The 22,388-nt window shown below is 65.5% G+C and carries 26 protein-coding genes; 21 read left to right on the top strand and 5 right to left on the bottom strand.

The window, feature by feature from the left end; all coding sequences use genetic code 11:
* Positions 1-100: 100 nt before the first annotated feature.
* Positions 101-1,846, top strand: a complete 1,746-nt coding sequence (locus tag FQ775_RS19640) for an alpha/beta hydrolase (RefSeq protein ID WP_146298784.1) — start codon at positions 101-103, stop codon at positions 1,844-1,846.
* Positions 1,847-1,855: 9 nt separating this feature from the next.
* Here FQ775_RS19640 and FQ775_RS19635 read toward each other — a convergent pair whose 3' ends face one another.
* From FQ775_RS19635 to FQ775_RS19625, 3 genes are all read right to left on the bottom strand, one after another.
* Positions 1,856-2,560, bottom strand: a complete 705-nt coding sequence (locus FQ775_RS19635; RefSeq protein WP_146298785.1) for a glutathione S-transferase family protein — start codon at positions 2,558-2,560, stop codon at positions 1,856-1,858.
* A 67-nt stretch (positions 2,561-2,627) separates the two neighbouring features.
* Complete coding sequence (locus FQ775_RS19630) at positions 2,628-3,842, bottom strand: beta-ketoacyl-[acyl-carrier-protein] synthase family protein (RefSeq protein ID WP_146298786.1); 1,215 nt, start codon at positions 3,840-3,842, stop codon at positions 2,628-2,630.
* A gap of 1 nt (position 3,843) precedes the next feature.
* Entirely contained in the window at positions 3,844-4,098 is a 255-nt protein-coding gene (locus FQ775_RS19625) for an acyl carrier protein (protein WP_146298787.1), read from the bottom strand.
* 227 nt (positions 4,099-4,325) lie between these two features.
* Between FQ775_RS19625 and FQ775_RS19620 the strand changes: the two genes are divergently transcribed.
* Genes FQ775_RS19620 through FQ775_RS19600 form a run of 5 tightly spaced genes read left to right on the top strand, consistent with a single transcriptional unit; the run spans position 4,326 to position 6,686 of the window.
* Positions 4,326-5,162 (top strand): urease accessory protein UreD, encoded by an 837-nt coding sequence (locus FQ775_RS19620; RefSeq protein WP_146298788.1) that lies wholly within the window; start codon positions 4,326-4,328, stop codon positions 5,160-5,162.
* Positions 5,163-5,171: 9 nt separating this feature from the next.
* Positions 5,172-5,474, top strand: a complete 303-nt coding sequence (locus FQ775_RS19615) for an urease subunit gamma (RefSeq protein WP_146298789.1) — start codon at positions 5,172-5,174, stop codon at positions 5,472-5,474.
* 12 nt (positions 5,475-5,486) lie between these two features.
* The gene (locus FQ775_RS19610) at positions 5,487-5,744 is read left to right on the top strand and encodes a DUF1272 domain-containing protein (protein WP_146298790.1); all 258 of its coding nucleotides are present in this window, start codon (positions 5,487-5,489) and stop codon (positions 5,742-5,744) included.
* 31 nt (positions 5,745-5,775) lie between these two features.
* Complete coding sequence (locus FQ775_RS19605; protein ID WP_146298791.1) at positions 5,776-6,369, top strand: HupE/UreJ family protein; 594 nt, start codon at positions 5,776-5,778, stop codon at positions 6,367-6,369.
* A gap of 11 nt (positions 6,370-6,380) precedes the next feature.
* On the top strand, positions 6,381-6,686 hold the full coding sequence (locus tag FQ775_RS19600) for an urease subunit beta (protein ID WP_146298792.1): 306 nt from the start codon (positions 6,381-6,383) through the stop codon (positions 6,684-6,686).
* 30 nt (positions 6,687-6,716) lie between these two features.
* On the opposite strand, the gene FQ775_RS19595 is transcribed toward FQ775_RS19600, so the two are convergent.
* Positions 6,717-7,205: a hypothetical protein gene (locus FQ775_RS19595; RefSeq protein WP_146298793.1), complete on the bottom strand. Its 489-nt coding sequence runs from the start codon at positions 7,203-7,205 to the stop codon at positions 6,717-6,719.
* Positions 7,206-7,303: 98 nt separating this feature from the next.
* Between FQ775_RS19595 and FQ775_RS19590 the strand changes: the two genes are divergently transcribed.
* From FQ775_RS19590 to FQ775_RS19540, 11 genes are read left to right on the top strand one after another with little or no spacing between them, the layout of a single operon-like run.
* Positions 7,304-7,699 carry a DUF6980 family protein gene (locus FQ775_RS19590; protein ID WP_206064783.1) on the top strand — a complete coding sequence of 132 codons (396 nt, stop codon included), beginning with the start codon at positions 7,304-7,306 and terminating at the stop codon, positions 7,697-7,699.
* Between the two features lie 3 nt (positions 7,700-7,702).
* Entirely contained in the window at positions 7,703-9,415 is a 1,713-nt protein-coding gene (ureC, locus tag FQ775_RS19585; RefSeq protein ID WP_146298794.1) for an urease subunit alpha, read from the top strand.
* A gap of 2 nt (positions 9,416-9,417) precedes the next feature.
* Entirely contained in the window at positions 9,418-10,239 is an 822-nt protein-coding gene (locus FQ775_RS19580; protein ID WP_146298795.1) for a hypothetical protein, read from the top strand.
* Between the two features lie 51 nt (positions 10,240-10,290).
* Complete coding sequence (locus tag FQ775_RS19575; protein ID WP_167813058.1) at positions 10,291-10,893, top strand: hypothetical protein; 603 nt, start codon at positions 10,291-10,293, stop codon at positions 10,891-10,893.
* A gap of 37 nt (positions 10,894-10,930) precedes the next feature.
* The gene (locus FQ775_RS19570) at positions 10,931-11,533 is read left to right on the top strand and encodes a glutathione S-transferase family protein (protein WP_146298796.1); all 603 of its coding nucleotides are present in this window, start codon (positions 10,931-10,933) and stop codon (positions 11,531-11,533) included.
* On the top strand, positions 11,533-12,063 hold the full coding sequence (gene ureE / locus FQ775_RS19565) for an urease accessory protein UreE (protein WP_146298797.1): 531 nt from the start codon (positions 11,533-11,535) through the stop codon (positions 12,061-12,063). Before FQ775_RS19570 ends, ureE begins: the two co-directional genes overlap by 1 nt.
* A 58-nt stretch (positions 12,064-12,121) precedes the next feature.
* On the top strand, positions 12,122-12,403 hold the full coding sequence (locus FQ775_RS19560; protein WP_146298798.1) for a YrhK family protein: 282 nt from the start codon (positions 12,122-12,124) through the stop codon (positions 12,401-12,403).
* Complete coding sequence (locus tag FQ775_RS19555; protein WP_146298799.1) at positions 12,400-13,056, top strand: urease accessory protein UreF; 657 nt, start codon at positions 12,400-12,402, stop codon at positions 13,054-13,056. The genes FQ775_RS19560 and FQ775_RS19555 overlap by 4 nt, the downstream gene beginning before the upstream one ends.
* Entirely contained in the window at positions 13,053-13,493 is a 441-nt protein-coding gene (locus FQ775_RS19550) for a DUF3995 domain-containing protein (RefSeq protein ID WP_146298800.1), read from the top strand. The genes FQ775_RS19555 and FQ775_RS19550 overlap by 4 nt, the downstream gene beginning before the upstream one ends.
* Positions 13,490-14,128 carry an urease accessory protein UreG gene (ureG, locus tag FQ775_RS19545; RefSeq protein WP_146298801.1) on the top strand — a complete coding sequence of 213 codons (639 nt, stop codon included), beginning with the start codon at positions 13,490-13,492 and terminating at the stop codon, positions 14,126-14,128. Before FQ775_RS19550 ends, ureG begins: the two co-directional genes overlap by 4 nt.
* A gap of 50 nt (positions 14,129-14,178) precedes the next feature.
* Complete coding sequence (locus FQ775_RS19540) at positions 14,179-14,949, top strand: class II aldolase and adducin N-terminal domain-containing protein (protein ID WP_146298802.1); 771 nt, start codon at positions 14,179-14,181, stop codon at positions 14,947-14,949.
* 123 nt (positions 14,950-15,072) lie between these two features.
* Here the strand turns inward: FQ775_RS19540 and FQ775_RS19535 are convergent, their stop codons facing one another.
* Positions 15,073-16,509 (bottom strand): aldehyde dehydrogenase family protein, encoded by a 1,437-nt coding sequence (locus FQ775_RS19535; protein ID WP_146298803.1) that lies wholly within the window; start codon positions 16,507-16,509, stop codon positions 15,073-15,075.
* Positions 16,510-16,738: 229 nt separating this feature from the next.
* Here FQ775_RS19535 and FQ775_RS19530 point away from each other — a divergent pair, with 229 nt between their 5' ends.
* The 4 genes from FQ775_RS19530 (at position 16,739) to FQ775_RS19515 (ending at position 22,368) form a co-directional block, all read left to right on the top strand.
* Positions 16,739-17,785: an MBL fold metallo-hydrolase gene (locus FQ775_RS19530; RefSeq protein WP_206064782.1), complete on the top strand. Its 1,047-nt coding sequence runs from the start codon at positions 16,739-16,741 to the stop codon at positions 17,783-17,785.
* A gap of 109 nt (positions 17,786-17,894) precedes the next feature.
* Entirely contained in the window at positions 17,895-18,665 is a 771-nt protein-coding gene (locus FQ775_RS19525) for a class I SAM-dependent methyltransferase (RefSeq protein WP_146298804.1), read from the top strand.
* A gap of 84 nt (positions 18,666-18,749) precedes the next feature.
* Positions 18,750-19,544: a GNAT family N-acetyltransferase gene (locus FQ775_RS19520; RefSeq protein ID WP_146298805.1), complete on the top strand. Its 795-nt coding sequence runs from the start codon at positions 18,750-18,752 to the stop codon at positions 19,542-19,544.
* Positions 19,545-19,872: 328 nt separating this feature from the next.
* Entirely contained in the window at positions 19,873-22,368 is a 2,496-nt protein-coding gene (locus tag FQ775_RS19515) for a caspase family protein (RefSeq protein ID WP_146298806.1), read from the top strand.
* The last annotated feature ends 20 nt before the right edge of the window (positions 22,369-22,388 follow it).

Genomic DNA, 22,388 nt, shown 5'->3' with positions numbered 1-22,388 from the left:
GCGACGCTTCTCCTTCACCGAATTGTCGCGCAGCCGCAATATTGGCTAAAACAGGCTGGCCCCTGGGCACGGGCAGCAGCGAATCAAGAGCGGGTGGGTGATGGCTTTCTGGCGGCTTGGCATTTTTCTTCCAGGGCAATGGGCGTGCGCCGTCGCGGCGCTGGCGCTTTCGGCGAGCGTGACCGCGGGCTCGGCGGCGTTCGACCCGCTGACCGGCATCCGGATCGAGCAGGCGATTGCCGCCGGCGATGTCGAGACGGCTGCAAGCCTGATCGAAACCGCGCTCGAATCCGAAAACGACCAGCGCGCGATCAAGGACCTGCTCGCCCGCAAGGCCGACCTTGAAGCCGCCAGCGGCGATCATGCGGCAGCGGCGCAAACACGCTTGCAGCTGGTAGCTGTGATTGAAGCGGACGAGGGAGCGACTGCGCCGTCGCTCGTCGCACCGCTGCGTCAGGCGGCGGAAGATCTTCTCGCCGCAGGCAATCAGCAGGAAGCCGTCGACCTTTTGGCGCGCGCGCTGGCGATCATCCGCTCCTCGGCACTCGAAAACGCCGCCGAACCGATCCTGGAAACACTGAAAAGCATCGCTGTGGCCGGCGAGGGAACCGAGGCCGGTGAAACGGCGAGCGAGACGGTCAAGGTGCATGAGGAGAGCGGGCGTGGATTCTCCCCGGACGGAGGCCAGAAATTCACCGAGGTCAAGGTCTATTACGCGACTGACAGGGCTCGCTCGGGCAGCGAAGATCCGAACGAATTCTACGGTGGACAGCGCGGCGAGCTTGAGATGGGCACCGCGATCGTGAGCATTCCCGACGTCCACCGCCCCGGCCAGATCGAAAAGCCGACATGGTGGACCTTCCAGTTCCGCGAAGACCCGGAACGCCACATCGTGCTCCACTCGGTGACGCCGAAATCGGGCGACGACGTCTTCGCCGAGATGCGGGCGCAGACGGAGGAGATGGAGTCAAAGGAAGCCTTCGTCTTCGTCCACGGCTTCAATGTGCCCTTCAACGAGGCTGCCCAGCGCACCGCGCAGATGGCGCACGACATGAATTTCGACGGCCTGCCTGTGCTTTATTCATGGCCCTCGCGGGCTTCGGTGATGAGCTACATCGCCGACACGGCGGTGGTGAACCTGTCAGGCCGACGGCTCAGCCACTTTCTCGAGGACCTGGTGGCCCGGTCGGGAGCAACTCGAATCCACCTGATCGCGCACTCGATGGGCAACCGGGCGATGACGGACGCGCTGGAACTCTTCGCGTTGCGCTACCAGGGTCCGCGACCGGCGTTCGACCAGGTGCTTTTCACCGCTCCCGACCTCGACGCCGGCCTCTTCGCCGAGATGATGAAGACCATCCGCCCGGTCGTGAACCGGATCACCCTCTATGCATCGAACAAGGACTGGGCGCTGGCCGTTTCACGTCAGCTGCATGGCGACGCGCCGCGCGCCGGCCAGGGTGGCCGCTCGATCCTGCATACCGCCGAGGTCGACAGCATCGACATGACCGAGATCGGCGAAGACATGCTCAAGCACAGCTACTATGCCAACAACCCCTCGGCGTTGACCGACATCCTGTCGCTGTTCTGGCGCGACGCGCCGCCGGACAAGCGCTGCGGAATGACGCGGGCCGAAGGTGAACATGGCACCTATTGGCAATATTCGCCCAATGCCTGCGGCAATGACGACGTTCTGCTCAGCACGCTTTCCTTCCTGCGCCACGGCAGTGTCGGCAGCTTCAAGGAGGCGCGGCAGTTCTTCGACTACTACCTCTCCTCGCCAAACACGGACCCGGAAGAGCGCTCGAAGGTCCGGCAGGCGCTCAGCAAGCTTTTCGGCCAGTAGACCAGCCGCTCAGGGGCGCGGCGGAATGTTGAGCGCCTTCCTGCTGGCGGGGCGCTCCAGGCAACGTTCCAGCCAGTCGATCACCCTCGGGAAGCGCACTATGCCGACGATGTCGCCGGCCTGGTAGAAGTCACGCAAGGTCCGCACCCATGGAAAGCAGGCAATGTCGGCAATCGTGTAGTCGTCGCCCATGATCCACTGGCGCCCCGCAAGGCGCGCCTCAAGCACGCCGAGCAGACGCGTCGATTCCTTGACATAGCGCTCGAGCGGCCGCTTGTCCTCGATGTCCTTGCCGGCAAATTTGTAGAAGAAGCCGACCTGGCCGAAGATCGGGCCGATGCCTCCCATCTGGAAGAACACCCATTGCAGCGTCTCGTAGCGGGCGTCGTCGTCGTGCGGCGTCAGCTTGCCGGTCTTGTCGGCGAGATAGGCGAGGATCGCGCCGGATTCGAACAGGCCGAGCGGCCGGCCGCCCGGGCCGTCCGGATCGATGATCGCCGGAATCTTGCCGTTCGGGTTGAGCGCCAGAAACGGTTCGGTCCAGGTCTCGTTGTCGAGGATGTTGACCAGATGCGCCTCGTAGGGAAGGCCGCTCTCCTCCAGCGCCGCTGACACCTTGATGCCATTCGGGGTGGGAAAGGAATAAAGCTGAAGGCGGTCCGGAAGTGTGGCCGGCCAGCGCTTGTGGATGGGGAAATCGCTCAGCCTGTTCATTAGACCCTCGTCAGCATAGCAGTTCGCGGCCGCTCGACCCGCTGTGTCTGGCGGCAATCCCCGACGTCTAGATCTGCTTGACGGCGATCACGGCATTGGTGCCGCCAAAAGCGAAGGCGTTGCTCAGGGCGGCGCGCACCGGCCGCTCCCTGGCCGTGTTCGCCGTCACGTCGAGCGGGCAGTCGGGATCGGCTTCGCGGTAGCCGATGGTCGGCGGCACGATGCCCTCGCGCACCGCCATGACGCAGGCTATCATTTCAAGCGCTCCCGACGCGCCGAGGCAGTGAGCGTGCATCGACTTGGTCGACGACACGGACAACGCGCCCGAGTGATTGCCGAACACGGTCTGTATGGCGCGCGTCTCTATCAGGTCGTTGGCCTTGGTCGCGGTGCCGTGCGCGTTGACGTAGTCGATCTCGTCATTGGCAAGGCCTGCATCATCGAGGCAGGCACGCATGGCGGATACCGGCCCCTCGAGTGTCGGGGCGACGATATCGGAGGCGTCGGCCGACATGCCGACGCCGGCAAGTTCGGCAAGGATCGGCGCTCCGCGGGCGCGAGCATGTTCGTAGGTTTCAAGCACCGCCACGCCGGCGCCCTCACCGAGCACCAGCCCTTCCCGGTCGGCCGAAAACGGGCGGCACGCCTCCCTGGCGAGCACCCGCAATGCCTCCCAGGCCTTCAGCACGCCGTAGACAAGCGGGGCGTCGCTGCCGCCGGCGAGCATCACGTCTGCGCGGCCGGCGCGCAACTGGTCGGCCGCGGCGGCAAAGGCGTGATTGGACGAAGAACAGGCCGACGTCACCCCGAAGACAGGGCCGCGCAGGCCGTGAACCATGCTGACCTGGCCGGCGGCGGCGCCCGGCATGACGCGGGGCACGGTGAACACGTTGGCGCGCGATTTGCCGGCAAGGAAAACAGCGCGATAGCTCTCCTCGATCGCTTCCCAGCCACAGACCCCGGTACCGATGACGGCGCCGATGCGGCTCCGGTTCATCCTTTCCATGTCGACGCAGGCGTGGCCCAGGGCCTCGCCGGCGGCGATCGTCGCCAGTCGGCTGAAGCGGTCCATGGTCACGAGCTGGCGCCGCTCGAGGCCGGTGTCGGGCAATTCGGCGATCTCGCCGCCGATGCGGACCTTGAGATCATGCAGCGGCACGGTTTCGATCGGACCGATGCCGTCGCGCCCCTCGGTCATGGCGCGCCAGATCGTCGGGGCGTCGCAACCCAGCGAACAGATGCCGCCAAGGCCGGTGATGACGATCCGTGGCCGCTCCGTCATGTCAGGATTTCGCGTCAATCAGCTTGCGCAGGGCCGCCACCACATCGCCGACATTCTTCAGCTTGCTCCAGGCCTCCGAGGTGTTCATCTCGATCTCGACATCGTACTGCTCCTCGATGTCGAAGATGATCTCGGTCAACTCCAGCGAATGGATGCCGAGTTCCATGAGGTCGGTGCTCAGCGAAATATCGTTCTTGTCGAGCCCGGCGTGCGCGGCGACCTTCTCGACAATGTCGGCTTCAAGTTGATCGCTCATTGTCGCGATTTTTCCCCCTTCCCCGACACGGATCGACGGGCCTTCAAACCTTCTAATCGCTTAACCGCCCCGCCACAACCGCGCTGTTCTTCACAGGCAAGACGGCGAGAACGAGCGACGGACCGGGAGGATGCCGACCGCCGGCCCTTTTGGACCGCGAGCGAAACAAAAAGATGCCAATGTTGGCCGTGAACCACTAGTCTCGTTTCCAGCAAGACAGGACAGGCATGGAAGCGGCACTGGATATCCGGCATGAGGACAAGGCGCAGCGCGTCGACGCGCGCGCCCGGCTTGTCGTCACGCATGACGGCCGGCGCACGCGGGTTGCGCGGCTCTTCCAGGAAGGCGCCGCCAAGATCAGATGGCCTCGGAGCGATACGGAGCAACTGGAGGCCGTGCTCATCAACACTGCCGGGGGGCTGACTGGCGGCGACCAGTTGTCGTGGTCGTTCGACGTCGGCTCGAATGCGGCGCTGTCGCTGACCACCCAGGCCTGCGAGAAACTCTACCGCGCAAGCAGCGGGAGCGCCCGCGTCGCGGCCGAAATCACGGTGGGCGACGGGGGGCGTATCGACTGGTTGCCGCAGGAAACCATCCTCTTCGATGGCGCCGCGCTGCGCCGCACGCTCGACGCCGACCTGGCGCCTTCGGCACGCGGCCTGTTCGTCGAGGCGACCATCTTCGGCCGCGGCGCCATGGGCGAGACCGTCCGCCAGGCCTCGATGGCCGATCGCTGGCGTATCAGGTGCGGCGGACGGCTGGTGCATGGAGAACACCTTTTCATCGGCGGCGACGTCGAAGAAACGCTGGCACGGCGCGCCACGGCCAATGCCGGCCGCGCGGTGGCGACGGTGCTGCTGGTGGGTGAGGACGCGCCGGCGCTCTGTTCGCAAGCGCGGGCGATCGTGGGAGACGGTGGCGTCTCGGCCTGGGAGGTCGGCGGATATGGCAAGCTTCTTGCGAGGCTGGTTGCCGGCGACGGCTACGAGTTGCGAAAGCGGCTGGTGCCGCTGATCGGGCTGCTCAGCGGACAGGCAGCCGCGCCCAAATTGTGGTCACTTTAGGAAACGCGCATGCATCTGACGCCGCGGGAAAAAGACAAGCTGCTGATCGCCATGGCCGCGCAGGTGGCGCGCCGGCGGCTGGAGCGCGGGGTGAAGCTCAACCATCCCGAGGCGGTAGCGCTGATCAGCGATTTCGTCGTTGAGGGCGCGCGCGATGGCCGCTCCGTTGCCGACCTGATGGAGGCCGGCGCCCACGTCGTGACGCGCGGGCAGGTCATGGAGGGCGTGGCCGAGATGATCCACGACGTGCAGGTCGAGGCGACCTTCCCCGACGGGGTGAAGCTGGTCACCGTGCACGAGCCGATCCGCTAGGAGGCATAAGCGATGCTCGCACTCAGGCCGAACTGCGAATGCTGCGACAAGGGTCTGCCGCCCGACGCACCGGACGCGATGATCTGCACCTTCGAATGCACCTTTTGCACGGATTGCGCCACCGGCGTCCTCGCGGGCGTGTGCCCGAACTGCGGCGGCAATTTTTCGCCGCGGCCGATCCGGCCGGCGCACCTGCTGAAAAAGTTTCCACCTTCCGACAAGCGTGTCCTGAAGGCCGAGGGCTGCGCTCCGGCCGGCCGGGCCGCCTAGGTACAATCGTGGGCAAATCTAGAGGAAACAGATGATCAGGAAATCCGCTATCGCCGCCGCTCTGCTTGCGGCCAGCACTTTGCCCGCATTCGCGCATCTCGACCCCGGCGAGCACGGGTCGTTCATGGCCGGCTTCTCGCATCCGCTCTTCGGAACCGACCACATCCTCGCGATGCTCGCCGTCGGCCTGTGGGCAAGCCTGCTCGCAACTCGCAAAGCCCTTTGGCAGGTGCCGGCGGCGTTCGTGGGAACCATGTTCGCCGGCTTCCTCGCCGCGATGGCGGGCGTGCCGCTGCTCTTCGTTGAACCCGTCATCCTCGCCTCGGTCATCGTGATCGGACTGCTCGCAGCCGTCGCGCTCAGCGTCCCGGTACCCGCCGCCATGGCGATGGTCGGTTTTTTCGCATTCTTCCACGGCTATGCACATGGCGGTGAGATCGGCGCCGCCGGCGCCACCATCTACGCGCTCGGCTTTTCGCTCGCGACCGCTATCCTGCATGCGGCCGGCATCGGCTTCGGCATATGGCTGGGGCGGGCCTTCGGCGCGCGCTCCGGGCGAACTGTTGCGCGGATCGCCGGCGGCCTGGCCGCCACGGGCGGGATATTGCTGGCCCTCGGCGCCTGACGGGGGGAAAGATGATACCCGGCGAGATCATCACGGCCGAAGGCGACATCGAGCTCAACGCAGGCGCACCGACCGTCACTCTGAAGGTCGCCAATAGCGGCGACCGCCCGGTGCAGGTCGGCAGCCACTACCATTTCTTCGAGACCAACCCGGCCCTGCGCTTCGACCGCGACAAGGCGCGTGGCATGCGGCTCGACATCGCCGCCGGCACCGCGGTGCGTTTCGAACCCGGGCAGGAGCGCGACGTCACGCTGGTGCCGCTCGGTGGCGGGCGCGCCGTCTACGGGTTCCGTCAGCAGGTGATGGGGAAGCTGTAGGTGGCCAAGAGCACCGCCCGGCAGACGAACCTACTCGACCGGCTTTGCCGCGGCAAAGATGGTCACGCCGTTATCGGCGTCGAACTCGACGGCGAGAACGTCGCTCATCATGACCGAGCGGGAATCGATCGCATGGTAGAGCATCGCGTTGCCCTCGATTTCGCGGCGAAGATCGGCGATCTCGTCCTCATGCTCGGCCAGCTTGGCGTCGATCTCCGAAGGCGCCTGGTCGTCGGCCGCGTCGGGCAGGAAGACGATGTCGATGCGGTCCAGACTGAACTTGCGCCGCACCTCACGGGTGTTCGAAGCGGTGTTTTCGATCGCGCTCACGATTCGCTCGGGCTCCGCCGATGCCTGCTTTTCCTCCTTGACCACCTCGGAGCCGACGATCTTGTCGATCGCCTCCTCGCTCTCAAGCCCCTGCGCCAGAAGCGGCGCGCCGGGCGCGACCGCCGCGATCAGCACCGCGCCGAAAAGCGCATGGAGCAGCCGGTGGTCGCGATCCATCGTTTCGAGCATGCAAAAATCCCCTTCCTTTCGCTCGTCTCGGCCGTGTGCTCTCCCCTGAGAGCAAACGTTTCGCCGGCCATTGTCGTTCCCAATCGGTCGAGAATGTGATGTCGCAGCGGCTTTTCCCGGATTACCGCGTGCTCTGGATGGACCCTGACGGCGTCCCTGCGAGCTTTGCGGAGCCGGCCGTCGCGCATTGCTGCGACGACATGACGGCGGCGATTGCCAACGACTGCATCGAGCATGCCGACGACCCATTCGCCTGCGCCGACATGCTGATCGCCTACAGCCCGGTCATCGGCGAATACGGGCTGATCGTCCATGATGGCGGCGCCTCGACAGTGACCATCCGCCATTGTCCGTGGTGCGGCGCCAAGCTTGCCGAAAGCCAGCGCGAGCGCTGGTTCGACGAACTCGAAGCTCTCGGCTTCGACGACCCGCTCAGCCAGGACATCCCGCAAGAATACCGCTCCGCCGCTTGGCGGTCAAAAAAGGAGGCCTAGACCGTGCCGGCAAGGATCTCACGCTCAGCCTATGCGCAGATGTTCGGGCCGACGGTCGGCGACAAGGTTCGCCTGGCCGACACCGAGCTGTTCGTGGAGGTCGAGAAGGATTTCACCGTCCGCGGCGAAGAGGTGAAGTTCGGCGGCGGCAAGGTCCTGCGCGACGGCATGGGCCAGGGCCAGGCGAGCCGCGCCGACGGCGCCGTCGACACTGTCATCACCAATGCGCTGGTTGTGGACGCGACCGGCATCTACAAGGCCGATATCGGGTTGAGGGACGGACGGATCGCGGCGATAGGCAAGGCCGGCAACCCCGACACCCAGCCGGGCGTCACCATCATCGTCGGCCCGGGCACCGAGGCGATTGCCGGCGAGGGCCGCATCCTCACCGCCGGCGGCTTCGACGCCCATATCCACTTCATCTGCCCGCAGCAGATCGAGGAAGCGTTGATGTCGGGCGTCACCACCATGCTCGGCGGCGGCACCGGCCCCGCTCACGGCACGCTCGCCACCACCTGCACGCCGGGGCCGTGGCATATCGGGCGCATGATCCAGTCCTTCGACGCCTTCCCGATGAATATCGGTCTCGCCGGCAAGGGCAATGCCTCGCTACCGGCGGCGCTCCACGAGATGGTGCTGGGCGGCGCTTGCGCGCTCAAGCTTCACGAGGACTGGGGCACCACACCTGCGGCGATCGACAATTGCCTGACGGTCGCCGACGAGCACGACGTGCAGGTGATGATCCACACCGACACGCTCAACGAGAGCGGCTTCGTGGAGAGCACCGTCGAGGCCTTCAAGGGGCGCACGATCCATGCCTTCCACACCGAGGGTGCCGGCGGCGGTCACGCACCCGATATCATCAAGGTCTGCGGGCTTCAAAACGTCATCCCGTCCTCGACCAATCCGACCCGGCCCTACACGGTCAACACCATCGCCGAACATCTCGACATGCTGATGGTGTGCCATCACCTGTCGCCGTCGATCCCGGAGGACATCGCCTTTGCCGAAAGCCGTATCCGCAAGGAGACGATCGCCGCCGAGGATATCCTGCACGACTTGGGCGCCTTCTCGATCATCTCGTCGGACAGCCAGGCCATGGGCCGGGTCGGCGAGGTGCTGATCCGCACCTGGCAGACCGCCGACAAGATGAAGCGCCAGCGCGGCCGCCTCGCCGAGGAAACCGGCGACAACGACAATTTCCGGGTCCGCCGCTACATCGCCAAATACACCATCAACCCCGCCATCGCGCAGGGCATGGCGGCCGAGATCGGCTCGATCGAAGTCGGAAAGCGCGCCGATCTGGTGCTCTGGAACCCGGCCTTCTTCGGCGTCAAGCCGGACATGGTGCTGGTCGGCGGCTCCATCGCCGCGGCCCCGATGGGCGATCCCAACGCCTCGATACCGACTCCGCAGCCGGTCCACATGCGGCCAATGTTCGGCGCCTTCGGCAAGGCGGTCACCAATTCCTCGGTCACCTTCGTCTCCAAAGCCGCGCTCGACCGCGGGCTCAAGGCAGCGCTGGGCGTCGAAAAGGACATGGTGGCGGTGGCAAATACGCGCGGCGGCATCGGCAAGAAGGCGATGGTGCTCAACGACGCCACGCCGCATGTCGAGGTCGACCCGGAGACCTACGAGGTGCGCGCCAACGGCGAGCTTCTGACCTGCGAGCCGGCGACGGTGCTGCCGATGGCGCAGCGGTATTTTCTGTTTTAGCCATGGCCTGGTTCTGGCGCACGCGGTCACTGCTGGAACCGGATGACGAGGAATGGCTGCTGGCGTGCTGGCATTGGCTATCCGAAAAGTTTCCCGGCACGGGCCTGCAAAGCGACCGCGAACTGGTTCTGCCCACTGCCGCGTTCTTCTCCGTTGCCACAGGCGATGGACACGAGGCCGCGCTGCATTACTCTACACAGGTCGCCAGCCACCTCGGTGTCGATCCAGGCCAGTTCGAACTCGTGGCCCAAGAGGCGTCTGTGGATGCGATTTTGGGCCCGATGCAGGTCGTCGAGAATGCGCCCGGTGGGCCTGCGGGCACATTCTCCGTCGACGGCGAGCGTATGGTCATTACCTACGAGCCGAGCCTCGTGAACCATCCGATGGAACTGATCGCCGCATTTGCTCACGAACTGTGCCACCCGCTGTTGTTTTCGATTGGTGAAGGTCCGCCGGGCGGCGAGGACATGGAGGAATTCGCAACCGACCTTGCGTTACCAATTTCGGTTTCGGGATTTTCAACTGCAACACCGCATCGCAGTTCCGGCAGTACAGCGATGCAGCCACCGGCACCCAGGGTTGGTCTTTCAAGCGACAGGGTTACCTTTCACCAGCCGAGCGGGCCTTTGCCCTCGCGTTGTTCGTCATCCACGATCCGGCCTGGCAGGCGCTGGCTCGCTCCCATCTCGGCAGCGGGCCCGCCGCCTATTTCCGCAAGGCGCTGCGCTATCTCAAGGCGAACCCGGGTGTCACCGACCGCAGCGGCGCGTGACGCACCTCGCACCGAAATGTCAAGGTTGCGCTACGACCGTTACGGAGCATGATGGCGATCCTGCAGTCAGCGGTGTCGCTCCGCATATGATCGATCGCGAGCAATGACCGAGAACGCAACGGCGCAGGCCGCCATCGGCGAAATCTTTCCCCATATCCGCATCGTCATGGGCATGGTGATCGGGCTTGGCGTCACCCGATTGCTCTCCGGGGTGGCGCGCATCGTGCAGCATCCGCGCCAATACCCGCTCTATCCGGTCCATCTGGCCTGGGTCGCCTCGCTGCTGCTGATGCTGGTGCATTTCTGGTGGTGGCAGTTCGGCCTGTTCCACATCGAGGAATGGACCTTCGGCGTCTATTTCTTCATCCTCGCCTATGCCGTGCTCCTGTTCCTGCTCTGCGCGCTGCTCTTCCCGGATTCGATGTGGGACTACGCCGGCTACGAGGAGTTCTTCTTTGCGCGGCGGGCATGGTTTTTCGGGCTGCTTGGTGCGACGTATCTGTTCGACGTCGTCGACACGCTGATCAAGGGCGAGGCGCATTTCGCCCGATTCGGCCACGAATATCTGGTCCGCACCATCGTCTTCGCGTCGCTTTGCCTGGTGGCGATCGCCACCACAAACCGGCGTTTCCACGTCGCCTTCGTTGCCTTCACGCTCGTCTACCAGATATCGTGGATCTGGCGCCTGTTCGACACGCCGAGTTGAGGCGGGAGCGGACGGCTAACAGTCGGGGAGTGTGCGAATGTACAAGGCGGTCGGATCGCGCGGGTCGAGGGTCAGCCGCGTCCTGTGGATGCTGGAAGAGCTTGGCGAACCCTACGAGTTCTCCGAGGTCAAGATCCGCTCGCCGGAGGCCTATGCGCTCAATCCGTCGGGCAAGGTGCCGATGCTGATCGACGGCGATCTCGTCATCACCGATTCCGCTGCGATCTGCTGCTATCTTGCCGAAAAACACGCCGACAAGGGCATGGGTCCCGAGCCCGGACTCGCCGGTCGCGCCGAGATGGACAGCTGGATGTTCTTCATCCAGTCGGAGCTGGAGGCACCGCTGTGGAACAAGCTGCGCCACCGTTTCCTGCTGCCGGAAAAGCTCCGGGTCGATGTCGGGCCCGCGACGGCCTTCGACTTCGGCAACGAGATCAAGGCGCTCGACCGACGGCTCGATGGCCGCAACTATGCGCTCGGCGACCGCTTCTCGGCCGTCGACGTGATGCTCGGCGACATCGGCAGTTGGGCGCGCGGCGGCAAGTTCGCCGTCGAATCGGACCGCGTGAACGCCTATTTCGACCGCGTGCTGGCGCGCCCGGCAAGAGCGCGCTCGCAGGCCAATGGCGGCAGCTTCTGATGCTGCGGGCGACCACATTTCGGCGCGCCGCCAACGTCGCAGCCGACCCGGGCCGGCCGCTGCCGTTCGATGTCGCGGTGCTTGCGCATGACGAGCGTCATCTGCGTCGCAAGGCAGTGTCCCTTGCCCATGGCGACAAGGTACTGGTCGACTTTGCCGAACCGGTGGCGCTGGAGGCGCATGACGTGCTGGTTCTGGAGGACGGCCGTCACGCCGAAATCATCGCGGCCGAGGAGGACCTTTTCGACGTCCGCGGCCGCGACCGGCTGCATCTGGCCGAACTCTGCTGGCATATCGGCAATCGCCACCTCGCCGCGCAGATAGAGGACGACCGCATCGTGATCCTGCGCGACCATGTCATCCGCACCATGCTGGAGGGGCTGGGCGCGGCGGTGCGCGACATCTCCGAGCCGTTCACACCGTTGCGCGGTGCCTATTCCGGGCAAGGTCACTCCCACGCTCACGCGCATCACCACGACCACTCGGACGACCACGAACATGCCCATCACGCCGGACATGGCCACGGCTGAGTGCGCCGCGCCACGGCCGTACAACGGCAAACCACAAGCCTGAGCGAGGACGGACGAGATGGTCCTATTCGATCCCGACAACCGGTCGCGCTCCGACCGCCACCGCCGTATCTGGGCCGCCTACGAACTCGGCTACACCGTCGTCGACTTCTGCGCTGCCCTGCTCTTTCTCGTCGGATCGGTGCTGTTCTTCTATCCGGCGATCGAGACCGCAGCGATCTGGTTCTTCGTTGTCGGCTCCGCCTTTTTCGGCCTGAAGCCGACCATCCGGCTCGTGCGTGAACTGCACCTCCTGAGGATCGGCGACCTCGACGATCTCGCCGCGGCGGCCAAGCGGTGACGACCGGCCTCGTCCGTTTGCTCGCCTGGCTGTCGCCGGCATTTCCGGTCGGCGCGTTCAGCTACAGCCACGGGCTGGAAAGCGCGGTCCATGACGGACTGGTCAACAACCCGGTCACGCTCAGCAACTGGATCGAGACGCTGCTGCGCCAAGGCTCGGGCTGGAACGACGCCGTGCTGTGCCGCGAAGCGTGGCGACAGGCAGGCGACGGCGGCAACCTCGCCGAACTGAACGAACTGGCCGAGGCGCTCGCCGGCTCGAAGGAACGGCATTTGGAAACGATGCTGCAGGGCATGGCGTTCCGGCAGGCCGCCGCTGCCTGGCCCTGCGAAACGCTGGCGCGGCTGCCGGAAGATTGCGCCTATCCGGTCGCGGTCGGGGCCGTCTCCGGCGGCCACGGCGTCGCGAGCCGCGACGTGCTCGCCGCCTACCTTCAGGCTTTCACCTCCAATCTGGTGCAGGCGGCAATCCGTCTCGGCGTCACCGGGCAGAAGGACGGCGTCGCCGTGCTGGCCGAACTCGAACCGACGATCGAGGCGGTGGCGGAATGCGCCGACAGCTCGACGCTTGACGATCTCGGCGGCGTGGCGCTCATGTCGGAAATCGCCGCGATGCGGCACGAGACGCTGCATACGAGGCTTTTCCGCTCATGATCCTGATCGCCTTTGCCCTCGCGGCGGTTCTGTTCGCCATTGCCGCGCTGCACGCCTATTGGGGCATTGGCGGCGTCTGGCCGGGAGAGGACGAGCGCTCCTGCGCCCGCGCCATCGCCGGCTTCAAGGGTATCGAGCGAATGCCTTCGACAGCGGCGAGCTTCGCCGTGGTCGCTGCCTTACTTGTTGCCGCGCTGGTTGCCCTCTCGCTGGCCGGCGCCGTCGTGCTGCCTGTTCCTTCAGCGTTCGCCATGATCGCAGGAGCGGGTGCGATGCTGGTGTTCCTCGGCCGCGGCGTCGCCGGCTTCACGCCGGCATGGCGGCGGTTGACGCCGGAGCAGCCTTTCGCAACGCTGGACGTGCGCTATTATTCGCCGCTCTGCCTCGCGATCGGCGCCGGCTTCCTGTTGCTGATTTTCAAGGGATATTTCGCATGAACTCGCAAAACGGCCCGCTTCGCGTCGGCATCGGCGGCCCGGTCGGCTCCGGAAAGACGACGCTGACCGAAAAACTGTGCAAGGCAATGCGCGAGGAATTCTCGATCGCGGTCGTCACCAACGACATCTACACGACCGAGGACGCCAAGATGCTGGCCCGGCTGCAAGCGATCTCGGAAGACCGCATCATGGGGGTGGAGACCGGCGGCTGCCCGCACACGGCGATCCGCGAGGACGCCTCGATCAATCTGCAGGCGATCGCCGAGCTGAACCGCAGGATTCCGGGCCTCGACATCGTCTTCATCGAATCCGGCGGCGACAATCTGGCGGCGACCTTTTCGCCCGACCTCGCCGACCTGACGCTCTATGTGATCTCGGTCTGCCAGGGCGGCGACATCCCTCGAAAAGGCGGGCCGGGCATCACGCGTTCCGACTATCTGGTGATCAACAAGGCGGACCTGGCGCCGCACGTCAATGTCGACCTCGAACAGATGCAGGCCGATGCGGGGCGCATGCGTGGGACAAGGCCGTTCAGCTTCACCGACCTGTCGCGCGGCCGCGGGGTGGCGGAGATCGTCGACTTCATCGTCGAGAACGGCGGATTGCGGCTCGAAAACCCGCGGAAAACAGCCTGAAACCCACGGAAAATTCGGGCAGAAACAGGAAAAATCGGGAGAAACGAACCATGATCGTCACCCCTTTGCAGGCCGACCGGAAGCCGAACCTGACCTTCTACGAAGAACGCGTCGACCTCGCCGCGGCGTTCCGCTGGACGGCGCGGCTCGACATGCACGAGGCGGTCGCCAACCATTTCTCGCTGGCGCTCGACGAGAGCGGCCGCCGCTTCCTGATCAACCCGAACATGATGCATTTTTCGCGCATCCGGGCGAGCGACCTCCTGGAGCTGGACGCCGACGATCCGGAGACCATGGAGCGGCCCGATGCGCCGGACCCGACCGCCTGGGGCCTGCACGGAGCACTGCACCGGCACTGCCAGCATGCGCGCTGCGTCATGCATGTGCATTCGGTGCATGCAACGGTGCTGGCCTCGCTCGCCGATTCGACCCTGCCGCCGATCGACCAGACCTCGGCGACCTTCTTCGAACGCGTGGTGGTGGACGAGGGATATGCCGGGCTGGCCTTCGAGGAGGAGGGCGAGCGGTGTGCGGCGCTGCTGTCGGACCCCAAGGTCAAGGTTATGGTGATGGGCAATCACGGCGTTCTGGTGATCGGCGACAGCGTCGCGGAGACCTTCGACCGGCTTTATTATTTCGAGCGTGCCTGCGAGACCTACATCAAGGCGCTGTGGACGGGAAAGCCGCTGAGGCGGCTGCCCGACGAGGTGGCGCGCAAGGTGGCTCAGCAGATCGACGACTACCCCGTGGCCGGGGCGCGCCGGCACCTCGACGAACTCAAGGCGATCCTCGACGAGGAAGGCTCGAACTTTCGCAACTGAGCGCGGCGTTTTCTGCCGCGCGCAAGGCCGCAATACCCGGATCGCGCGCGGCCTTGCCTGACAGCCGCTCGAGGCGCCGGAACGAACTCCGACGCCCGGCTCCGGTGCCGGACTCCGGCACCCCTACTCCCAGCCGGCGACCGACTTGACCTCGAGAAAATCCTCCAGGCCCCAGCGCCCGCCCTCGCGGCCAAGGCCGGACTGCTTATAGCCGCCGAACGGCGCGCCCGCCGAGCGCCAGGCACCGTTGAGATGCACCATGCCGGCGCGCAGCCGGCGGGTGACGCGGCGCAGCCTCTCGACATCGCCGGACTGCACGTAGCTCGCCAGCCCGTAGGGCGTGTCGTTGGCGATCTCGACCGCCTCGTCCTCGCCGTCGAACGGAATCATCGCCAGCACGGGCCCGAAAATCTCCTCGCGCGCGATCCTCATCTCGTTGCTGACGTCGGCAAAGACGGTCGGGCGCACGTAATAGCCACGGTTGAAACCTTCCGGCCGCCCGAGGCCGCCCTCGACCAGGCGCGCGCCTTCCTTGATGCCGGCCTCGATCAGCGCCTGCACCTTGTCGAACTGCACCTGTGAGGAAAGCGGGCCGATATGGTCGCCGTCCTCGGCCGGATTGCCGACCTTCTGGCCACGCGCGAAATCGGCGGCGATGCCGACCGCCTCGTCATAGACGGAGCGCTCGACCAGCATGCGGGTCGGCGCGTTGCAGGACTGGCCGGTGTTTTCGAAGCAGTGCGCGGCGCCGCGCCTGACCGCGTCGGGCAGGTCCGAATCGGCAAAGACGATGTTGGGTGACTTGCCGCCGAGTTCCAGCGTGACGCGCTTGACGGTGTCGGCGGCGGCCTTGCTGACCGCCACGCCGGCCCGGGTCGAGCCGGTGAACGACATCATGTCGATGCCCGGGTGGCGCGACATCGCCTCGCCGACGCCGGGGCCGTCGCCGTTGACCATGTTGTAGACGCCGGCCGGGAAGCCGGCGGCGTCCATGATCTCGGTGAAGACGATCGACGAGATCGGCGCGATCTCGGATGGCTTGAGGATCACGGTGCAGCCGGCGGCAATCGCCGGCACCACCTTGAGCGTCACCTGGTTCATCGGCCAGTTCCACGGCGTGATCAGCCCGCAGACCCCGACGGGTTCGTGCATGATCATGTCGCGCGGGCTGCGCTCGTTGAGGATGTGCTCGAACTGGAACTCCTTCAGCGTGCGGATGAAGGTCTTGATGTGCCCGAGCCCGGCTGCGGCCTGCGATTCGGTGGCGAGCCTGATCGGCGCGCCCATCTCGTCGGAGATCGCTTTCGCCATGTCGGCCATGCGCGCCTTGTAGGCCTCGGCCAGCCGTTCGAGGGCAGCGATGCGCTCCTCCTTCGGCGAAACGCTCCAGGCCGCGAAGGCACGGCGGGCCGCGGCGACCGCCGTGTCGACATCGGCCTTGCCGCCCAGCGAGATGACGGCGAAAGGCTGCTCGTTGGCCGGATTGACGACCTCGAGCTCGTTCGGCGCCGCCGGCGCCACCCATCTGCCGTCGATGTAAAAGTCGGTCCTGCGCAGCATGAAACACTCCCCGAGAACGAATCCGATCGCGATCCCCTGCACATAGGCGATCACCAAGGCCGGCGGAAGCCGCCGCGGCGACCGCGGCCGCCGGAACGCACAAAATCGGTTGGCCCAGCGGCCGGAGAGAAGCTAGCGCGCGCCCGCGCCCGGGCGCGCAGGCCAACGACGCCGGCTTGTGAAAGAACGACATGTGGGCTAGGCCGGACCGTCAATCGGAGACCCGGACTTGGCCGCAACCACCCACCAGGACAGCCTGATCTATCCCTTCCCCGAGCCGCCGGCGCCGGGCGCGGTGACCGAGGTGGCGCCGGGCATCTTGTGGGCACGCATCCCGCTGCCGTTCCGGCTCGACCACGTCAACATCTTCCTGATCGAGGATGGCGACGGCTGGGCGGTGCTCGACACCGGCATCGCCAATGATCCGACGCGGGCGATCTGGCAGGCGCTCGCCGACGGGCCGCTGGCCGGGCGCAGGCTCAGCCGGCTGATCGTCAGCCACTACCATCCCGACCATATCGGGCTCGCCGGCTGGCTGTGCGAAACCTTCGACCTGCCGTTGCTCACCAGCCATTCGGCCTATCTCGGCTGCCTCAACATCTCGCTCAGCCCGGGCGCGCTGGAGGCCAAGCCCTATCACGATTTCTACCGCCGGCACGGCATGCCGGAGGAGATGGCGCAACTGGTCAGCACGCAGGGCCACAACTATCTGCGCATGGTGACGCCGCTGCCGCCGACCTTCCGGCGGCTGGTCGCCGGCGACCGGCTGACGCTGGGCGGGCGCGATTTCGAGGTGCTGTCGGGCAACGGCCACGCGCCGGAACAGCTGATGTTTTACTGGCGCGACGGCAACGTGCTGCTGGCCGCCGACCAGGTGCTGGCCAAGATCACGCCCAATATCAGCGTCTGGGCAGTGGAGCCGGAGGGCGACCCGCTGGGGCTCTATCTGCGCTCGCTGAAGGCGCTGGAGGCCGACATCCCGGCCGACGCGCTGGTGTTGCCGGGCCACCAGCTGCCGTTCCGCGGCCTGCACACGCGCTGCCGGGAACTCGCCGAACACCATGACGAGCGCTGCGCGATCATCGCCGACGCGTGCCGCGAGCAGGCGCGCTCGGTCGCCGGGCTGCTGCCGTTCGTGTTTCCGCGCAAGCTCGACCCGCACCAGACCAGCTTCGCCTTCAGCGAGGTGCACGCGCACGTCAACCGCATGCTGTGGCAGGGCGAACTGGTGCGCGACGAAGCGAGCGAGGACGTGCACCGCTACCGGCTCGCCTGAGGCGCGCGGCGAGACAGTCCCGGAAAGTCTTGCAGGCAGGAAGACGCCCCCAAGGTTTGTGCGACGGGGGAGTGTGCTAAGCAAGCCCGCGAACAACGGGGACCGGGCTATGGCGCGCGACCATCTCTTAATCAACCGGGATCTGTGGGATGCCGACGCGGCCAACTGGGTTGCGGTCGGCGAACGTCTCTGGAGCCTCGACAGCCCGGAATGGGGCAACTGGGGCAACCCGGACGAGGGCCTGAGCCTGCTTCCGCCCGACATGACGGGCATCAAGGCCATCGAACTCGGATGCGGCACGGGCTACGTCTCCGGCTGGATGGCCCGGCGCGGGGCAAGCGTCACCGCGATCGACATCTCCACCGAACAACTGGCCACCGCACGCCGCCTCGCCGCCGAACACGGTGCGGACATCACCTTCATCGAGGGCAACGCCGAAACCACCGGCCTGCCCGACGCCGCGTTCGACTTCGCGATCTCGGAATATGGCGCGTCGATCTGGTGTGTGCCGGAGAAATGGCTGCGGGAAGCATGGCGCCTGCTGCGGCCGGGCGGGCGGCTGGTCTTCCTCGGCAACCATCCGCTTTCCCTGATCTGCTCGCCGCTCGACGGGTCGCCCTGCGACCGGACGCTGCACCGGCCCTATCGCGGCATGTGGGGCGCCGACTGGACCGAGGTCGAATTCGAGCCGAGCGGCGTCTGCTTCAACCTGACGATTTCGTCCTGGATGGAATTGTTCGCAGCCATCGGCTTCGATGTTGCCGGGTACCAGGAAGTCTTCGCGCCCGAGGGGGCCTCGGGGACGCGCGCGGCGATCCCCGCCGACTGGGCCAGAAACTATCCGGTGGAGCAGGTCTGGCAGATCAAGAAGCCTGGATGACAGGCCGTCGGCCAATCAGCGCCCATGCCTCCGTTGGCGATGTTTCTCGAAATCGATAAGGTCTTCTCCCAGGGAGAGCATGCTATGTCAGGTTACTTCGGTTCGGAGGAGCAACAGCGCTTGCAAAGGCAGGCTGAGGCGAACGCCGATCTAATCACCAATACACCCGGCGCATGCCAAACGGGCCGCACGATGGGTTGTGATGACCCCGATAAACTGGGTTGGGATCGGATTACCGAATTTCTTGATCGCGACGGCATCTGCGGGTTCCGCCTTCTCTCCCCCGAGGCGGCTGACCAGATCAGGGCTCGGCTTCTGGGACAGGATTATCGGTTCGATGCGTGGGATGTTTTCCTCGCCCCGCGCGCCGCTGCGCTCGCCGCTGCGGAAGCAATCCTAGCTCGTGGGCTACCAGACGGGTTGGCCGAACTGGACCGGCCGACCGATCCGAAAAGCGAATACGTCACGAAGATTCAGGTGCTGATGAACGCGGCGGGGGTAGTACCGTTCTCTGGCTCACTACTCGTCGGAGCCCTTGGTCCGGCGACGACCACGGTCATAGGTGATAGGCACGGGGAGATAGTGGCAGCCGCACATTGCTACCTGCCTCACAATGCCCACAGCCCCTATCACCGATATGCTTGGGGAGGACTCGTCGCCGTATTGGAGTCGAAAAGGGGAAGCGGGCTTGGCAGCTACATCAACGCCCGGATGATTGTGAGTGCCTTTCGCGACCTCGACGCAACCCACATATACGAGCTCGTATCGGCTACCAACGTCAGCTCGCGAAAAATGGTCGTGGCGTCCGGCCTCCGGCTCGAACCAACACTGATCTGTGGTGTCGTTGCAGCGAAAAAAGGCGCTCGCTTCACCCGATAACTGACGCGACAGGCGTCTTGTTGGCGCATGAGACAGAATTTGCAGTTCTGGCTCACCGTTAGCACGACCATGGCAACCTGAGCGTGCGATATCCTCCGCTGGGCCTGTCCACAGGCAGAGAGGCCAGCCGCCCCGACGCCTTCGCGACGGCCTAAAGCCAGCGCCCGGCCCGAACTTTTGCTCGAAAGGGCGCTGCTCGCGCAGGACAACTAATTGACCTGGCTAGGAGTATGTCCGGAAGCGCGACCCGCCCCTGCAAGATCATCCTTGCCTGCGCCATATTGCTGTTTGAGTATGCTTACCGACCCCTGGGCTTGGGAGATTGCCGGTGCGGATCGTCTTTGCGGCGATATTTGTTGTCGTCACGGCAAGCGCGGCTTTCGCGGAACGGCGCGTGGCGCTTGTCTTCGGCGCCGACCGCTACGAGGCGATCCGCCCGCTCGCCAATGCCGTCAACGACGCCCGCGCGGTCGAGGAGGCGCTCGACGCGCTCGGCTTCGAGGTGTTTTCCGAGGCAAACCGCGACTTGCGCCGCATGCGCCGGGCCCTGGAGGATTTCGCCGAGGATGCGGCCGGCGCCGACGTCGCCCTGATCTTCTTCGCCGGCCACGGCGTCGAGGTCGCCGGCGAGAACCGTTTGCTGCCGACCGATGCCGACGCCTCCTCGCTGGAGGCGCTGGAGGCCAGCTCGCTGCCGCTGGAGGAACTGCGCCGGACGGCGGCCGAGGTGGCGGACATCGCGCTGATCGTGCTCGACGCCTGCCGCAACGATCCTTTCGGGGCATCCCCCGACCCGCAAGGGCGCGGCGCGAAGGCGCTGAGGCTGCCGGCGACGGTCAAGCCCGGATTGGGCCGGCTCGGCCGCGCCGAGAACACGCTGTTTGCCTTTTCCGCCGCGCCGGGCGAGACGGCGGCCGACGGCGAGGGAGACAATTCCCCCTTCACCACGGCGCTGGCCAAATATCTCGGGACCGAGGGGCTGGAGATCCGCTCGGTGCTGACGCTGGTGCAGCAGGAGGTCTACGACCGCTCGCGCGGCGCGCAACTGCCCTATGTGGAAAGCGGCCTGCCGGCGCTGTTCTTCGCCTCGGAGGCCTCCGGCGACCTGCCCGAGCGGGAGCGGCTGCTGCTTGCCATGGCCGATCTCAGCCCGCAGATGCGGGAAGACGTGGAGCGCATCGCAGCGGACGCCGGCATGCCGCTGGCGCCGCTTTATGGCGCGCTGATCGGCGGCGATGTCGCCGGCCTCAACCGGGAGGAGCGGACCGAGAAGCTGCGCGAGGCGGCCGCTTCGTTCACCAGGGTGCGCGACGAGCTTCGCACGCTGCGTTCCGGCGACGAACGCGTGACCGCGCTGCGCCGCGCGGCGGAAGAGCAACTGGCGCTCGGCGCGTTCGACGGCGCGCGGGCGAAGCTGAGCGAGGCGGCAAACATCGACGCGACCTCGCGCGAGACGCTGAAGGCGAACTATGTCGAACGGACCCTGTCGGAAGCGGCGACCCACTACCTGAACGGCGGCGCGGCGGCGGCGGAACTGAAATACCAGCTCGCCATCGCCGACTACGAAAAGGCGGCGGCGCTCTACGCGGAAGTCGACGGGGAGCAAACCTTTTCCGAGCATGATCACTTCCAGTATCTGCGCGTGCTGTGGTCACTTGGAGAAACACTCGAGACTACCGGCAACGCTCCCGCCGCATTCGAGACGTTTGGCGTTCTGCACGAAAGGGTCAGAGAGCTCGCAAGTTCCGATCCGACCGACGTCGTGTGGCAGCAAAATCTGTCAGCCGCCTATGACAGACTGGGCAATATTCAACTTGCCTTAGGCGATCTGGACGCAGCATTGTCTACCTTCGAGCAAGGTCTGCAAATCGCCAAAAGGCTTGCAGCTTCCGAGCCCCAAAACCTAACTCGGCAACAAACACTTTCGGCGTTTCACCTTAGCAAGGGGGATGTACAGGTTTTGCTCGGCAAACGGGCCGCCGCCAAAATATCATTCAATGAAACTCTGGCGATCAGCAAAAAGCTGATGGTTGAGCACCCGGAAAACAGGGGCGTACTGCACGATTTGATAGCTGCATACCAACGGATCGCCAATTTGGAGCTGGCGCAAGGCGACCTGCCCGGCGCTCTCAAATCTTACATGGCAATATCGGTGTTCATCTATGAGAACGCCGGAGACGAGTGGGACGACCCCACAATGCAGCGTAACCGCTCGGTCGTCTATGGCAATATCGCTAGAGTTAAGTCGAGGCTTGGCGATCTGGAAGATGCCCTAAGGTACAATATTTTCAGCGTCGCGATAGCCGAGCGGCTCGCGGCGTCTGATCCTGGCAATGCTCGGTTACAGCACGATCTGTTGGCGGCTTACACGACGGTTGGCGACGTGCGGACGGCTCGGGCCGAACTTGCTGATGCAGCGGTCGCTTACGGTGATGGCCACGTAATTGCCGAGCGGCTGGCGACCTCCAATCCGGACCATGTCGGCTGGCAGCGCGGTCTGGCGATCAGCCACGGCAAGATCGGCGACGTGCGCAAAGCTCAGGGCGACCTCGCCGGGGCGCTTACCGCCTATGAGGCCGGTCTTGCCATCGCCGAACGGCTCGCCGCCGCGGATCCGGGCAATTCGGAATGGCTGCGCGACCTGGTGGTTGTGTATTTCCAGATGGCCGAAGCGGGCAGCGAACCGCGTGAGAACTATCAAAAGGCGCTCAACATCATACTGAAGATGCAGGAGAGCGGCATACTCGCGCCGTCCGATGCGTCCATACTTGGTATCCTGCGCGGCAGGCTCGAAGGTCTGGGGACGCTAGAAGCCGCCGAATGATCTCACGCTCGTCATAAATG

The organism is Nitratireductor mangrovi (assembly GCF_007922615.2).
Lineage (GTDB): Bacteria > Pseudomonadota > Alphaproteobacteria > Rhizobiales > Rhizobiaceae > Mangrovimarina > Mangrovimarina mangrovi.
Note: the sequence above shows the minus strand (reverse complement) of the source record. Positions and strands in the feature narration are given on the sequence as shown.

Bases quoted from the DNA above. Each gene is read 5' to 3' on its own strand.
- FQ775_RS19640 (WP_146298784.1), top strand. From the start codon at position 101: ATGGCTTTCTGGCGGCTTGGCATTTTTCTTCCAGGGCAATGGGCGTGC.
- FQ775_RS19605 (WP_146298791.1), top strand. From the start codon at position 5,776: ATGATCAGGAAATCCGCTATCGCCGCCGCTCTGCTTGCGGCCAGCACT.
- FQ775_RS19535 (WP_146298803.1), bottom strand. From the start codon at position 16,509: ATGCTGCGCAGGACCGACTTTTACATCGACGGCAGATGGGTGGCGCCG.
- FQ775_RS19575 (WP_167813058.1), top strand. From the start codon at position 10,291: ATGACCGAGAACGCAACGGCGCAGGCCGCCATCGGCGAAATCTTTCCC.
- FQ775_RS19630 (WP_146298786.1), bottom strand. From the start codon at position 3,842: ATGACGGAGCGGCCACGGATCGTCATCACCGGCCTTGGCGGCATCTGT.
- FQ775_RS19600 (WP_146298792.1), top strand. From the start codon at position 6,381: ATGATACCCGGCGAGATCATCACGGCCGAAGGCGACATCGAGCTCAAC.
- FQ775_RS19625 (WP_146298787.1), bottom strand. From the start codon at position 4,098: ATGAGCGATCAACTTGAAGCCGACATTGTCGAGAAGGTCGCCGCGCAC.
- FQ775_RS19550 (WP_146298800.1), top strand. From the start codon at position 13,053: ATGATCCTGATCGCCTTTGCCCTCGCGGCGGTTCTGTTCGCCATTGCC.
- ureE (WP_146298797.1), top strand. From the start codon at position 11,533: ATGCTGCGGGCGACCACATTTCGGCGCGCCGCCAACGTCGCAGCCGAC.
- FQ775_RS19520 (WP_146298805.1), top strand. From the start codon at position 18,750: ATGTCAGGTTACTTCGGTTCGGAGGAGCAACAGCGCTTGCAAAGGCAG.
- ureG (WP_146298801.1), top strand. From the start codon at position 13,490: ATGAACTCGCAAAACGGCCCGCTTCGCGTCGGCATCGGCGGCCCGGTC.
- FQ775_RS19540 (WP_146298802.1), top strand. From the start codon at position 14,179: ATGATCGTCACCCCTTTGCAGGCCGACCGGAAGCCGAACCTGACCTTC.
- FQ775_RS19570 (WP_146298796.1), top strand. From the start codon at position 10,931: ATGTACAAGGCGGTCGGATCGCGCGGGTCGAGGGTCAGCCGCGTCCTG.
- FQ775_RS19615 (WP_146298789.1), top strand. From the start codon at position 5,172: ATGCATCTGACGCCGCGGGAAAAAGACAAGCTGCTGATCGCCATGGCC.
- FQ775_RS19525 (WP_146298804.1), top strand. From the start codon at position 17,895: ATGGCGCGCGACCATCTCTTAATCAACCGGGATCTGTGGGATGCCGAC.
- FQ775_RS19595 (WP_146298793.1), bottom strand. From the start codon at position 7,205: ATGCTCGAAACGATGGATCGCGACCACCGGCTGCTCCATGCGCTTTTC.
- FQ775_RS19620 (WP_146298788.1), top strand. From the start codon at position 4,326: ATGGAAGCGGCACTGGATATCCGGCATGAGGACAAGGCGCAGCGCGTC.
- FQ775_RS19635 (WP_146298785.1), bottom strand. From the start codon at position 2,560: ATGAACAGGCTGAGCGATTTCCCCATCCACAAGCGCTGGCCGGCCACA.
- FQ775_RS19590 (WP_206064783.1), top strand. From the start codon at position 7,304: ATGTCGCAGCGGCTTTTCCCGGATTACCGCGTGCTCTGGATGGACCCT.
- FQ775_RS19580 (WP_146298795.1), top strand. From the start codon at position 9,418: ATGGCCTGGTTCTGGCGCACGCGGTCACTGCTGGAACCGGATGACGAG.
- FQ775_RS19560 (WP_146298798.1), top strand. From the start codon at position 12,122: ATGGTCCTATTCGATCCCGACAACCGGTCGCGCTCCGACCGCCACCGC.
- FQ775_RS19610 (WP_146298790.1), top strand. From the start codon at position 5,487: ATGCTCGCACTCAGGCCGAACTGCGAATGCTGCGACAAGGGTCTGCCG.